Source organism: Clostridium sp. AF29-8BH (genome assembly GCF_003478145.1).
Lineage (GTDB): Bacteria > Bacillota > Clostridia > Lachnospirales > Lachnospiraceae > Otoolea > Otoolea fessa.
Genome location: NZ_QUEL01000004.1, coordinates 71,075 through 83,295, shown reverse-complemented (window position 1 = coordinate 83,295; position 12,221 = coordinate 71,075). Strand labels below are relative to the sequence as shown.

At 49.1% G+C, this 12,221-nt stretch carries 14 protein-coding genes, 1 tRNA gene and 1 pseudogene; all 16 read right to left on the bottom strand.

Features of this window, described 5'->3' with window-relative positions; translation table 11 throughout:
* Window positions 1-6: 6 nt before the first annotated feature.
* Window positions 7-513 (bottom strand): phage tail tube protein, encoded by a 507-nt coding sequence (locus DWZ16_RS04510; protein WP_118522343.1) that lies wholly within the window; start codon window positions 511-513, stop codon window positions 7-9.
* A complete protein-coding gene (locus DWZ16_RS04505) occupies window positions 510-947 on the bottom strand; it encodes a hypothetical protein (protein WP_118522342.1) in 438 nt (145 codons plus the stop codon). The genes DWZ16_RS04510 and DWZ16_RS04505 overlap by 4 nt, the downstream gene beginning before the upstream one ends.
* Before the next feature lies 1 nt (window position 948).
* Window positions 949-1,383 (bottom strand): minor capsid protein, encoded by a 435-nt coding sequence (locus DWZ16_RS04500; RefSeq protein WP_118522341.1) that lies wholly within the window; start codon window positions 1,381-1,383, stop codon window positions 949-951.
* The gene (locus DWZ16_RS04495; protein ID WP_118522340.1) at window positions 1,383-1,742 is read right to left on the bottom strand and encodes a DUF6751 family protein; all 360 of its coding nucleotides are present in this window, start codon (window positions 1,740-1,742) and stop codon (window positions 1,383-1,385) included. Before DWZ16_RS04495 ends, DWZ16_RS04500 begins: the two co-directional genes overlap by 1 nt.
* Window positions 1,743-1,744: 2 nt before the next feature.
* A complete protein-coding gene (locus DWZ16_RS04490; protein ID WP_118522339.1) occupies window positions 1,745-2,137 on the bottom strand; it encodes a hypothetical protein in 393 nt (130 codons plus the stop codon).
* A 15-nt stretch (window positions 2,138-2,152) separates the two neighbouring features.
* On the bottom strand, window positions 2,153-3,349 hold the full coding sequence (locus DWZ16_RS04485; RefSeq protein ID WP_118472267.1) for a phage major capsid protein: 1,197 nt from the start codon (window positions 3,347-3,349) through the stop codon (window positions 2,153-2,155).
* Window positions 3,350-3,378: 29 nt separating this feature from the next.
* Complete coding sequence (locus tag DWZ16_RS04480; RefSeq protein ID WP_182427296.1) at window positions 3,379-3,897, bottom strand: phage scaffolding protein; 519 nt, start codon at window positions 3,895-3,897, stop codon at window positions 3,379-3,381.
* A 160-nt stretch (window positions 3,898-4,057) separates the two neighbouring features.
* Entirely contained in the window at window positions 4,058-4,237 is a 180-nt protein-coding gene (locus tag DWZ16_RS04475) for a hypothetical protein (RefSeq protein ID WP_147353322.1), read from the bottom strand.
* Between the two features lie 185 nt (window positions 4,238-4,422).
* Window positions 4,423-5,960: pseudogene (locus DWZ16_RS15935) on the bottom strand (phage minor capsid protein).
* The gene (locus tag DWZ16_RS04455; RefSeq protein ID WP_118522333.1) at window positions 5,957-7,324 is read right to left on the bottom strand and encodes a phage portal protein; all 1,368 of its coding nucleotides are present in this window, start codon (window positions 7,322-7,324) and stop codon (window positions 5,957-5,959) included. Before DWZ16_RS04455 ends, DWZ16_RS15935 begins: the two are co-directional and overlap by 4 nt.
* Window positions 7,321-8,703, bottom strand: coding sequence for a PBSX family phage terminase large subunit (locus DWZ16_RS04450; RefSeq protein ID WP_118522332.1), 1,383 nt, complete (start codon window positions 8,701-8,703; stop codon window positions 7,321-7,323). The genes DWZ16_RS04455 and DWZ16_RS04450 overlap by 4 nt, the downstream gene beginning before the upstream one ends.
* Window positions 8,693-9,550 carry a terminase small subunit gene (locus DWZ16_RS04445; RefSeq protein ID WP_118522331.1) on the bottom strand — a complete coding sequence of 286 codons (858 nt, stop codon included), beginning with the start codon at window positions 9,548-9,550 and terminating at the stop codon, window positions 8,693-8,695. The genes DWZ16_RS04450 and DWZ16_RS04445 overlap by 11 nt, the downstream gene beginning before the upstream one ends.
* Before the next feature lie 81 nt (window positions 9,551-9,631).
* Window positions 9,632-10,000, bottom strand: coding sequence for a hypothetical protein (locus DWZ16_RS04440; RefSeq protein WP_182427295.1), 369 nt, complete (start codon window positions 9,998-10,000; stop codon window positions 9,632-9,634).
* 153 nt (window positions 10,001-10,153) lie between these two features.
* A tRNA-Ile gene (locus DWZ16_RS04435) sits at window positions 10,154-10,227 on the bottom strand.
* A 169-nt stretch (window positions 10,228-10,396) separates the two neighbouring features.
* On the bottom strand, window positions 10,397-10,816 hold the full coding sequence (locus DWZ16_RS04430; RefSeq protein WP_118522329.1) for an RNA polymerase subunit sigma-70: 420 nt from the start codon (window positions 10,814-10,816) through the stop codon (window positions 10,397-10,399).
* A 23-nt stretch (window positions 10,817-10,839) separates the two neighbouring features.
* Window positions 10,840-12,219 carry a DNA cytosine methyltransferase gene (locus DWZ16_RS04425; protein WP_412694283.1) on the bottom strand — a complete coding sequence of 460 codons (1,380 nt, stop codon included), beginning with the start codon at window positions 12,217-12,219 and terminating at the stop codon, window positions 10,840-10,842.
* Window positions 12,220-12,221 lie beyond the last annotated feature (2 nt).

Here is a 12,221-nt window from a genome sequence, read left to right as displayed (position 1 = left end):
ATCCTCCTATTCTGCCGAATACGTATACTCCGCCGGTTCTGCCCCAATCTTCTGCAGGTTGACATCGATGGACGATGATTCTCCCGCATTGCCGCCACCCTCTGAATTGACGATTACGGACACCTGACCTTTCTCACCTTTACCATTGAGCATACAGAAGTACACATAATTCGTTACCGCTGCGTTACCTTTCGCATATTTCATCGCATGGGACAGCATGAAATCCTGCGCTGGATCGCCAATATAACGATCACCAGATACCGCAAAGGATCTTGCTGTTCCAGTCTTCTGGGTAGATTTTCCGGCACGGATATAGGTTTTTTCTGACGTTACCGGGTTAAGATTCGCATCCAGACCCTCGACACCCATCTGCACAACCTCATAATTTTTTACTTCTGTAGTTACTCCCTCTGACGGCTTGGTATCAATCGCCAGTACCCAGTCATCTGCCGTTACCCAGCCTTCATAGGACGCGTTCGGCGTTACGCCTGCCATTAATTCACTAATTTTCATCGCTTGTCTCCTTTCTCAAAATAGACAATCCGGCACTGTACCATGTACCGCGCCATTCCTTCCTTTACATTGACGCCCGCCAGATTTGGCATATTCTGGAGCGTCTCCATCTTCTTTATCTGGCAACTATTCGGAAATTCCGGATAGTTCCGCTTTTTATTCTGCTCTTCCAGCCAATCCATGAAAGCCTGGGCGAAATTCATCGCCGTGAGGTTCAGATCGTCCGTATCGGTCGAATACGGCTGCACAATTATAATCGAGAAACCATATTCTTTTTCAGACCCCCAAAGATACTTTTTAAGCAGCTTGTCCGAATAGTTTGTTACCAGCGAAATGCCGCTGTAATCATCCGAATAGTTAAATTCCAGGTACTGACCCGCCAGCTCCTCGGCTTTTGGTTGGAAGAACGCCGCCACTGCATCATGCTTTGTCATGTCACTTACCTCCGAGATAGTTTTCCAGTGCCCGCACCAGATCGCTCTTGCGCGCCCTCATCATAGCCTTGTCCCATTCGGATGTAGCCTGCGGATGGCGGAAATGGCTGTATTTCAGCTTCTTTCCGGTGGAGGACTTGTGTGGTGGGGAATAATATCCCATCACAGCGCCGCCATCCATCAGCGGATAGTTCGGACCGTATGCCACGCCCTTGTATTGGTAATGAGCATATGGCGATTGATACTCAATCACACCAGTGTCTCCCTCTACATGGACGCTGACATTCTGGGCAAGTGCCAGGCTGTCAGCCGGAACATACGGATCCATCAGCCGTTTTGCTTCGTTGGCGAGAAACAGAAGACCATCATTGCCCCTTGTTTTCTCTTTGGCAATCTGATCCGATGTTTTATTCCATTTGATTTCGACATCCATCATCAGCCCCCCAGTCTGTAGTGCTTCGCCATCCGATAGGCGGTGTTGTCTGAATATGCGCTGACAAGAAACGCATTCGGCTTATTCCGGCGCAGGACTTCCGCCGCCGTGTTAGGGCTTTTTCCAGTGATCTCGTCCGCACATTCGCCTAACACTACTACATCCCCCGGAGACGCCGAAAAATCGCTTCCGGCCGCTTCCAGAGGAATACGTACTGTGTAGGTGTTCGTCTGCGATGCTTCAGTATCATTCTGAACCACAGTGATCCCAGACTTCCAAAAACATTGCTCGAACACACTCTTGCTCCACGCCGTTCCAACCTTCCGGAAGACTGTAATTATCTGATTGTAATTCGGGTTCATTCTCACACCCCCCGATAAAGCAGTGGCGTATTTCCCAGATACCGGCAGATGATCTCCCGGCACTTTTTCTGTTTCCCCTCTTCGGTGTAAATCGACCGTGACAGGTCAATCGTGCCGGATTCTCCGTCGTTGGAATACGATGTCAACGGACCGCCAAAATCAGATGTGCTCTGCGAAGCCTTGTCCGCCCGATAGAGCAGTTCTGTCAGCTCACAGGTGCAATCTTTCACATCCTCCGTCAAAAGGCTGATATTCGCCTTGATTCGGTCGAATGTGCAGCTGTCTATGATTCGTTCCGCCTGCTTTTCCCAAAACGGGAAGTCTGTATCCGGCACTGCAGGGGAACGCCCCTGCAGATATCCGGAAATGTAATAGTCCCGTGTTACATAAGCCATTGCATCAGCTCCTTACTAGGCCTGCGCTACCAGAGTGATTGCCTTGTTTACGGCAGAAGCGTCAACTGTGAACGTCTCTGTTACCGGAACAAAGCCTTTCTTCGTGATCTTTGCCGCATAGGTGCCTTTTCTCAGGTTAAACTCCGCTTTACCAGCCGAATCCGTCTTAAGGATCGCACCATCTACGTTGATACGGACATCCTCATAGGCCGTCGGGCTGGACTCTTTGCCATCCGTTACCGTAAAGGTTACCTTCTGGGTAACAGCCGGAGTGCCCGGCTCCAGATAAGCAAATGTGCAGCCGGTACGATCCTCATTGAGGCGGGTTGCCGGATTCGGGAGCGCCCAGCCCATGCGGAATACTACACGAAGCGCAATCATATCCTGCTGTGCCAGGTTATAAACGATATCCTTCGTATTCGGATCCTGGATAACACCCTCTGTCAGCAGTTTTACGGTAATATCCTGGCGAATCGCGTAAACAGCCTTGGAGAAATCGCCGACAACCAGCTGTGCGATATCCGGCATGAAGGAACCGTTCTCCGGGAACTGGATCGGTACGCCATCCAGCGCATACTTGCTGGAATCCTGCATATTATGTGTGAAAATCGGCTGCTTGTTTGAATCACGCAGTCCTCTCAGCTTGGACTTGAACGTCATCGGGGCGATTGCTCCGGTTACCGCATAGCCATCATCCTCAACTTTAGAGAATACACCGCCCTCTCCGAGTGTCAGATCGTAGTAGTCCTTACCGGAAGATGGGGAAACATTGTTCCCAGCCTGACGCGCCAGGGTAATGATATCTGCCTGCCACTCTCTCGGTCTGTTATCGCCAAAGATAATTGCCGCATCGACTCTCTGACCGATTGCCTCATTGACTCTTGGGGTAATCTCGCCCAGAATATCAATCTCGGCATCATCAAATACAGACTCCGGGATCGGCACGATAACCGCCAGCTCTGCCGCAGTCAGATATACATTATCCCATGCCTGCATAGAAGTCTGCTTCATCCCGGTGTCGCCATCCACCCAGTATGCGGTCGGAAGGAAGTCCAGAACGCGGATACGGGTCTGCTTGGATGTCATATTTGGAAGCTTGCGCGCCATTCCCATGAATGCGGACTGTTTCGGTGCATCCTGGAAGATGGTAGATACAATCTGCTCACGAATTAAAGCTTCAACTGCTGATCTATCTGTGATATTTACTGCCATATTTTACTCTCCTTTTCCGAACAGGTTTCTCAGTGCTTCGTTCGCCTGTTCTCTCTTTGTCTGTGCATCGTTATTGATGCTGATGTGCTGCTTACCACTCTCGGAACCGGCGCAGAACTGCCAAACAGGTAATCATTATCCTTTTTAACCGCTGCCAGAGCCGCGTCAATGTCCTGTGTCTGATTCTTCGATGCCTTTAAGCCATCCACATCCAGAAGCGCCATGATCGCGCGCTCGTTCTTGCCGGATGCCTTCCGGATCGCCTCCTTGACCGCCGCATCAAACGCATAATCAGATTTGATTTTCTCGATCTCCGCATCCTTGCCCTTCATCTGCTCGGATAATTCATTGATTTTGGTCTGGAGTCCCGCTGCATCGATGCCCTCCATCGCTTTCAGGGATGCCTGCGCGGTCGCAAGCTGATTCTTATAGCCGTCCCTCTCCGCTGTCAGGGAGTTCACCTGCTTTCCAGCCTCCGCCATGATATAATCAATCTGTTCCTGCGTCAGTCCTTTTTCCTTGAGTGTCTCAGTCTTAAAAATTGCCATGCTGCTTCCTTTCTCGGCTTTTTGCGATGGGTAGCCGTCCATCTTAAAAGTAGGCTTTTACGGCAGCCACGCCAAAAGAGTATAAAAATAACACGCATTTCTGCGTGCTGATAACTGATTTTGGTTATAAAAATACCACCTATCTGCTGACGGGTGGTATTTAATCGTCCCTATGGTTCGGACATTGCAAGCATATTTTTTTATAATCTGGAGTTTCTAACACCTTCTCGGGAATTGTCCATTCTGGTGCCAGCCCTTCCACATTCATGTGGATGTCATAGCATATTCCTTCATCAATTTCCGTATCCATTAACGGACAGCTAAGTTTTTTTATTGCCATATCATTCTGCCACCACAAATCAATAACCATGCCACTTGCAATTCTTACATATTGTTTCCCAGTCGGATTTTTTCTTAAATCTTAACGGGACAGTTTCTTTCTTTATGATCCCATCTACCGCATCTGAGTTTTCAATACAATCAATATTTTCTATTTCTACATCCACCAATGGACATAATACAACATCAGGCGCCTCCATGCTTTAACACCTCCATCGCTGCCTCAGCAGCATCATCGTATTGCTCTCTCTTAAACGCTGTTCTGATAGAATTGTTCTCGTTATTAACAAAAGCCGCACCTTTATCACTGTAATAATTCGTAAATGCTCCATTCCATTTTGTTGTCGAAAACAACGCATTCTGAATATAACTTTTAGCTTCTAATTCCGTCACGCCGTGGTTTCTTTCTTTGTTTACATGAGCATCATCAAACGACAGCTTACTAACATCCGGAATGCTTGGATTCAATGTGATTTCTCCCCTCATTCCGGCTTGCTTTATACCTGCCTTTATTTTATCATTTTTCTCCGACTCTTCAAGCCTTTTCTGTTCTGTCTTTGTTGGTGTAAACCGCCCGCGCAGACCATCTTGTGTGATCCGCTGCTTCTGCTCTGGCAGATGCATTGTCTTTGAAAAATCAGCATATTTCTGCAACTGTCCCTGATACTTGGCTTTTTTGAGAATAACATCCTTTTCATCCGCGCCGCCCGTCTGCAACAGCTTCACCTGCTGCCGGGTCGCCCGCATATTCCGTTCCATCTTACGCTGTTCCTGTAACGCCTCATAAGTGGTGTAAGACTTGCCGTAGTAATCTTTCGGAGTGTTTTCCTCGTCTAGCATCTCTTGCAGCTGATCGTCGGTGTATGTCCGCGTGGACACGCCAGGAATAAACGGGCTGTAATCATGATAGCAGTTTGCTCCATGCAGACCCGTCACGGTACCAAGCCCGCAAACGCTCTGTAGCTGCTCCATTGTCCAGACACGCCCTTGCCAGGCTGATGCGACGGACGGGCGCCCACATGATAGGACACCTCATAAGTGTTTGTCCCGAGGTCTGCTGCCACCTGCTCATTTATCTTGCCCTGCACCTGCCGGAAGCCGGTCATAACTGCCCTTCTGGCCGCTACATCTACGCGGCTGTGAACGCCTGAATCATAATCAATCCAACGCAGCCCCGAGTTTGTCATGCGGCTAACAGTCCGTTTGAGGACAGTGCCATAATCAAAACCGCCAGACTGTATATCCAGAACAGCATTATCCAGCGTGGAGCGGTAGAACGTCATAAGCGGCGATACCTGTATACGTCCATCAGGTCCGCGAATCGCGAAGCCCATTGAACCGGCGATATTCTTATATTCTCCCGAAAGCTGAGACTTGACCGCTTCGGTCAGTCGGATGAGCGGCGTGTTCTCTTCGAACGGCAGCATCTTGACGCCGGATGCTTTGTAGGCTCTGGAGTGCTGATAATACTGCTCATACACTTCATCTGAAAAAATGTGTTCCATTTCCTCGTCACTCTTCTGCAGTGTTTCCTGCACCCAGTCTTTTATTTCTGATTCTGCCTTCCCGAGTTCCTCCAACCTCCGGATCTGCCAGTCAGACGAAGCGGTCGAAAAGCCTGCGTCTTTGATTCGCCTGGCAACATCCGACATGATCCGGATCTCCAATTCTGAAAACAGATTTCCAGTTTTCAGCGCCAGTTTTTCAAGTTCTCCCTGCGTCACTCAATCACTTCCCCTGTGCTGCTGATTTCACTGATTGCAGCTTTGGCTTCCTCTTCGGTTTCTCCGTACCACTTCATTCGGTACTCATACAGAGCCATCGCACCCATCGCCACATCGGCGCGATCGTTGTCGCGCTCGGCCTTGGCGTCAACTACGATGGAATCATCCCACTGGAAGGACAGATGATAGTCTCCGGCAGGGCACAGATGGTAGATGTCGCACCAGAATGCCATCGCGTCAACCAAATCTGTCAGCGCTTTCTGCAAAGCTCTCTGGCAATCCGAAATAAAATCATAAGATCGCTGCTTGCTGGCTTTGATTTCCTCTGCCGTCTTGTCCGTGTTGTTTGGATCTGACAAAGTGCCGTAAGCCAGATTGCACCGGAACTCAATCAGGCGCATCTGTTGATTCCAGCCATTGTAGTACGCTGTGTCGCGGATAGCCGGAGAAAAGACATCCAGAAGCGGCTTGTCCTGCGCGCCAGCGGCATATTCGACGCCCCTGTACAGACGTTCCTTGCCGCCCGGATACTCATAGCTGTTTGTATCTGGATTGTATTTAAGCAGGCTCTGAGCGATATGTACCGCTGTCTCCTTGCTGTCATACTCCCAGTTGATTTGCATGTACCGCCGATCCGCATCCTCTATCTGCTTGATCGCCCGCGAATACACCGACACGCCCAGAGGACTGCCGGAATCTCTGTTATTTCCAAGCGGTACGGTAAAATACCCGATCGGAAGTTTCTGGATCCCTGAAAACTGCATTTCTTCTGCCAGTTCCGCCCATCTTGGCACCGTGCCGATCGGAACCTCCGTCCCCAATATTCCCTCCGTCCGTGCTATAAAGACGTGGTTTTTGATTGAGAGCACATCCCCACTCAGACTATACAGTTCGATGCGGCTGTAAATTTCATTGCCCTTCCGAAACTGATCCAAAAATGCGCAGCGCGTCATTTTTTCGGAGTCAAAATCAAGTGGGAAAAACATATCCGCCTGGATATACTGGACCGCGATGGTTCCGTCAGGTGTGATGTACGGTTTAAACACCATACTGCCTTTCGCAAACGCATATTCTGTCTGTACTCGGAGTTTTCCAAGCACCTGCTGATAAACCGCATCCATGCATTCAGCCCTTGGACTTCCCTCCACCTTGCTCTGCAGCTCCAGCGTAGTAAGTCTTGCAATCTCTCCCGCTATCGTCGCCGGAATGTTGGCATTGTCTGTGTTATGCAGCCAGGGAGCCTTTTCTTCGTACATCCGGGACCACAATTCAATTAAGGCACTGCTCCGTCCGGACATGGCAAAATCAATCTGCTCATTTCCGAGGACTTTCCGCAATGCCTCATACATTTTCGTATAATTCATTTTTCATCACCCATATTTAATAAGCTGCTGATCCGCCGCTCCAATGTGTACTCAAAACTATCCAGTGAGTCGATATCACTGGTACCATCATCCAACCGGACATTCTTTGTCAGTTCCTTCGGGTCCCACACTGCTGTGCACAGCGCATTTACCAGACTGTTGCACTCTCCCTCAACATACCAAAAGCGCCCCTGCGCCATCAATATTAGCACCGCGTTGATTCGGTCATTGATGGGAGCTTTCAGCGCATTCTCGACCCGAATCCAACCGAGTCCGTTGTGCCGGAGACTGCTCCGGATGCCTGCGATCAGCGTCTGCTCTGCGCTATCTGCATAAACCGTCGTAATATAGCCGTACTGCCCTAAGACTTTCTGGACGAAGTTACAGAACATATCTCCCAGCATCTGAGGATCTATCTCTATCTGGTTGCCCGACTCATCCTTGCATCGAATCCACTCCGATGCAAGCACCACCACATTGTGGTAACTTCTTGTAATGGCGGTAGCCGTGAATGAATGCCCCGACCCGCTGCCACCGAAGTCAATCCCCAGATTGATCTCCATGAGGTCCGTTGGCTTGCCCTGAATCTCGAATGTGCTGGATCCTGTGCTGATAGCATCTGCAAAACGGCGGTAAATCAGACCCGTTGCCACCACGCGCATCCCCTTGATATCCCGAAGATACCAAATCGAATTAATATCGTATCGGCTCTCAATCTCATGCAGACGTTCCGGCGTGATGTTGATGTTATCGTAGATGGTGCAATGCATGTAGTTGTATCCACCAGGGAACTCCCCCGCCTCCTGCTGCTTCTGGTATCGGTCAATGTACTCTGAGTAGATGGCAGCACGCGGGTTATCCGGGTTTAAGTCCCAAAAGACCTTTAAGCGTTTCGCCGCCAACTGACGGTTAAACGCCTCTTTGATGGTTTTATCATGATGCAGGTTGATCTCCGTGGCAATCCACATTCCGTAAGAGTTGCCTCGGATCTTCTTGTAGCTGTCTTCCTTGCCGCCACCTGCGAAGATAACTATCTTCTGTTGCCAGCGTGTCGATGGTCCCTTGACAAATAAAGCCTCATTGTCTTTGTATTTGCCCCAGTGGCATTGACCGCGGAAGATTCCTTCCAGGCCCAAGCCATTACAAACCCCAATATTCAGTTTGGCGTTGCCGACCGTTGATCCAGTCGCTAAGTGGATTCTATCCGGTGTTGTCTTGAGCTCATGAGCAAAAGCAAAAATGTTATCCACCGTCTTACCGGCACGAACCGCACCCTCCGCCACATTGTAAGAGCATTCGCGGCACTTTCGGATGTACTCCTTATGCTTTTCCGAGAAGTTAAATTCTATGGTTTTCTTTTTGACAACCTTACTCGCCATAAATCTCACCCTCTATCTCATCCAGATCTTCTATCTCCTGTCCCTGTCCAGTTATCTTATCGGTCTGGGCTTTCAAATGCTCCATCCGGCTCCGCTGTTCGTCAGTGGCTAAGTCCATATGAGCCGCCAGCCATTCCAGCGCTTTCATGCGGTCAGCCAGCTTTACGCTCGCCCCATCTTTACCCTGCTTAACTTCGGCAATGATGCTGCCGTCCACATCGCAGGACTCCCGAAAGCGAACTGTATTGATGACTTTGGTAACTGGTACCTTCTGCCCTGTTTCCTCATCCGTTATCATAACTGGTCCGAACGCTCCCATGACCTGAACCTTTTCCCGCCCGAACTCGACATAATCGGTAATGTCCGCGAACGCGATATCCATGTACTTCTGGAAGATATCAGACTCATCCAGAAGCTCCCGGTTAAGGCGCGCCTGCTTTAAGCGCTGGATTTCGGCTCTAACTCCATCTTTCGCCAACAATCTATATCCGACAGATGCCGCCGTTGCATAATCACAACCGTACGCTTTCTGGTAGGCTTTTGTAGTGTTGAAGCATCGAACGTAATACAAGCAAAAAAGCCGTTGCTTGTCATTCAAGTCAGGGTTTTCTATAACCTGTCCCACTTCCTCTGCAACCGCTTTCTTTACTCTTTCCGATCGTTCGTTCTTCTTTTTCGAACGCTCGCTTTTCTTTCCCGAACGTTCGCCATCCCATCCGTAGGTGTGTTTCCACCTGCGGACGGTTCCTTCTGGTACTCCAAGCTGCGCCGATATCTCAACCAGCTTCTTGCCCTGCTGATATAATTCTTTCGCCTGATCTACTCTGGCGTCCGGCGCTCTTGCCATACCACCACCTCTCAATCGTGTTTGTTTTTGGGGATAAGAAAAGAGCCACGCTGGGCGACCCTTTAATATTCAAATATGCATTTATGCCTGTGAAAACTCATATAATTTATATTTTTTCCAAAACTCAGCATACTTCTCAACTTGATTCTTCAATTCTTTCATTTCTAAATCATTGAAATTAAATTCTTTTATTTCTTCTTTGGGTTTCTCACATTCGCCCGCCTTGTCCCTCACAAATTCTGCAATAAACTTTAATTTCTTGAAAATGTCATTTGCTTCATGCTGAGACACAGATTCATTAAATGCTTTACAATATCTATTATATCTTAGTTCCAATGCCGGGATGTTCATTTTACATTCAGCACAAACTCGAATTCCAAACGCATAATACTTGCCACTGATTTTGTAAATAAAAACATGTTGACTAAATAATTTATCCAAGTAATCCATATAATTTTCCCCTCTCTTTTCTTTCATCATACCTCATATTCTGACAAAAGAAAAGCACCCATCTCGCGACAGGTGCTATCTCGAAAGGATATTTATTACCATGAACCACAAAACAAGTGGATCGGCGTGCTGTTCCGCCAAACAACCGCCAAATCGGGACGGAAGGACTCGAACCTTCGACACGCTGGATATAAGCCAGCTGCTCTAACCGACTGAGCTACGCCCCAGGGGGTCCCCGCCGGGTCACTGTCCAGTGGGGTTGAAGTACATACGGAGGAGCATTCAACGCTCTTGCAAGCGTGTCCGTTGAAGCTGTCAGCTATAAGCCTTTAGCTTCATGATACACTATACCACTTTGATTCGTGACATGTGTGACATTCGTGACAAAATTTATTTTTATCCCATAAATCTCGAATACTCTTTTTTCATGCTAATTTCAGTCGCCCCGCGCCCCATGCGTATAGCTACCTGCTCCCATGTCATTCCTTCAAAAATCCGATATCGGATAATACGCTGCATCCGCACCGGAATCGTATTGATCCACACTTCCACGTCCTGTTTAATCCGCGCCGCATTCCGCAGGCGCTCTTTTAACACTTCTTCCAGACGATCCTCTGCACCTGGCTCTTGCATTGATGCATACGCAAGTCCCTCAATCCGATACGTCTGCATCGTATATGGAAAATCATGTGATGAGCCTTTGACAACATCCTGCTCTTGCCGTTTTTTTGCTCTCCTAATCTTTTCCAGCTCTGCTTTTGTCTCCTTGACCTGGGCGCAGGCATCTATGTACTGCTCCAATATCCGTTTGTCCAACGGTACCACCTCCCTCTATTTTCCTACGCGAACCTTAACTGCCCGCTCGCATCCTCGCCCAGACGATCCGCCCGGCAGTTTGGCAGCCTCTTCGCAACGCATAACTCTTTCAGATTCGCCCGCACCAGTGCCGTAGGTATCGGCGGACACACAGCGTTCCCGCAACGCCGTACCTGCTCCGCTCTCGGATATGGCTTCCCGTCGCAGTCCCGGTCGATGATGTAGTCGTCCGGAAATCCCTGGCAGCCGTATAGCTCTTTCGGTTCCAGCATCCGCAGTCCGATATCCACAATCTGATATTCAGTACCATATATCGTTACCAGTCCAAAGCGATCCTGTGCTGTGATAGTATCAAGCGGCGCTTTTATGTCCTGCCCAGTACCGGCACCGTAATACTTCGTCAAAAACGCCCGCACCTCTCCAAAATGCCCCGGGGAGGTCGTCACTGTATGTAATGGCTCCCTTATATCTTGTCCGGTACCGCTCTTATAAAATTTACTGATAAACGATGTAACAAGACCGTATCTGTTCGAACCATCTACCGTCATAAGCGGATCTTCTATTCCTTGACCACGCGTTTCATTTTGCGTCGTTTCCGTATGGTACTGAATCAGTATCGGCGCAGCCACAAAATTTCGATTTCCGGTTGTTATTGTCGGGAGCGGACTTCTTATATCTTTTCCGACATTATTTTCGTTGTTGCACATAATACACGGTGCCAGCGTTGCCTCCACAAGTCGATTGTGATCGACCGTCGTAATAGTATCTATCGGATCGTTTACTCTACTCCCCGCGCCGGAATAGTTCCCGCCATATGCTTTGTCAATAATCGGGGCAAGTTTTGGCTCAACGACTCCAAAACCATGCTTTCCCGTAATTGTCGGCATTGGCTGCCGGATATCCCCCGGTTTACGTTCGCCGCCATGATTGCACTGGATCAAGAACGGCTCCGGGTTATCCAGAATGAATTTCTTGATTCCACGGGCAATGCGATCCATTGTCTTCTTCGCCAGCGGACGCACCGCCCGGATTCCGTACTTTTCTTTAATTTCTTCAGCGCTATCGAAGATGCTCGGACATGGGAGTGAAAAATCCAGCTGTGTATACGCCCCCACATAAGGTTTCAGCAAGCCAGCTTTTACCTCCGGGCTGTCTGCCGGTCCGTGGGTATGTCGCGCCCATGCGATCGGCTTGCCATCGCATCGCGCAATCAGGAAGAACCGCTTCCGCATGGTAGGAGCTCCATAATCTGCCACCACCAGCTCCCGGAACTGCACTTCGTATCCCAAATCAGTAAGCTGCTGGATAAATTTATGAAACGTTTTTCCCTGCTTTGCCTTGATCGGATGCTTCCGACGCCCCAGCGGTCCCCACGTCTTAAACTCTTCGACATTCTCCAACATTA

What these genes read in the sequence shown, in the direction of transcription:
- DWZ16_RS04510 (WP_118522343.1), bottom strand. Translation starts at nt 513, where the DNA reads ATGAAAATTAGTGAATTAATGGCAGGCGTAACGCCGAACGCGTCCTAT.
- DWZ16_RS04505 (WP_118522342.1), bottom strand. Translation starts at nt 947, where the DNA reads ATGACAAAGCATGATGCAGTGGCGGCGTTCTTCCAACCAAAAGCCGAG.
- DWZ16_RS04500 (WP_118522341.1), bottom strand. Translation starts at nt 1,383, where the DNA reads ATGATGGATGTCGAAATCAAATGGAATAAAACATCGGATCAGATTGCC.
- DWZ16_RS04495 (WP_118522340.1), bottom strand. Translation starts at nt 1,742, where the DNA reads ATGAACCCGAATTACAATCAGATAATTACAGTCTTCCGGAAGGTTGGA.
- DWZ16_RS04490 (WP_118522339.1), bottom strand. Translation starts at nt 2,137, where the DNA reads ATGGCTTATGTAACACGGGACTATTACATTTCCGGATATCTGCAGGGG.
- DWZ16_RS04485 (WP_118472267.1), bottom strand. Translation starts at nt 3,349, where the DNA reads ATGGCAGTAAATATCACAGATAGATCAGCAGTTGAAGCTTTAATTCGT.
- DWZ16_RS04480 (WP_182427296.1), bottom strand. Translation starts at nt 3,897, where the DNA reads ATGGCAATTTTTAAGACTGAGACACTCAAGGAAAAAGGACTGACGCAG.
- DWZ16_RS04475 (WP_147353322.1), bottom strand. Translation starts at nt 4,237, where the DNA reads ATGGCAATAAAAAAACTTAGCTGTCCGTTAATGGATACGGAAATTGAT.
- DWZ16_RS04455 (WP_118522333.1), bottom strand. Translation starts at nt 7,324, where the DNA reads ATGAATTATACGAAAATGTATGAGGCATTGCGGAAAGTCCTCGGAAAT.
- DWZ16_RS04450 (WP_118522332.1), bottom strand. Translation starts at nt 8,703, where the DNA reads ATGGCGAGTAAGGTTGTCAAAAAGAAAACCATAGAATTTAACTTCTCG.
- DWZ16_RS04445 (WP_118522331.1), bottom strand. Translation starts at nt 9,550, where the DNA reads ATGGCAAGAGCGCCGGACGCCAGAGTAGATCAGGCGAAAGAATTATAT.
- DWZ16_RS04440 (WP_182427295.1), bottom strand. Translation starts at nt 10,000, where the DNA reads ATGGATTACTTGGATAAATTATTTAGTCAACATGTTTTTATTTACAAA.
- DWZ16_RS04425 (WP_412694283.1), bottom strand. Translation starts at nt 12,219, where the DNA reads ATGTTGGAGAATGTCGAAGAGTTTAAGACGTGGGGACCGCTGGGGCGT.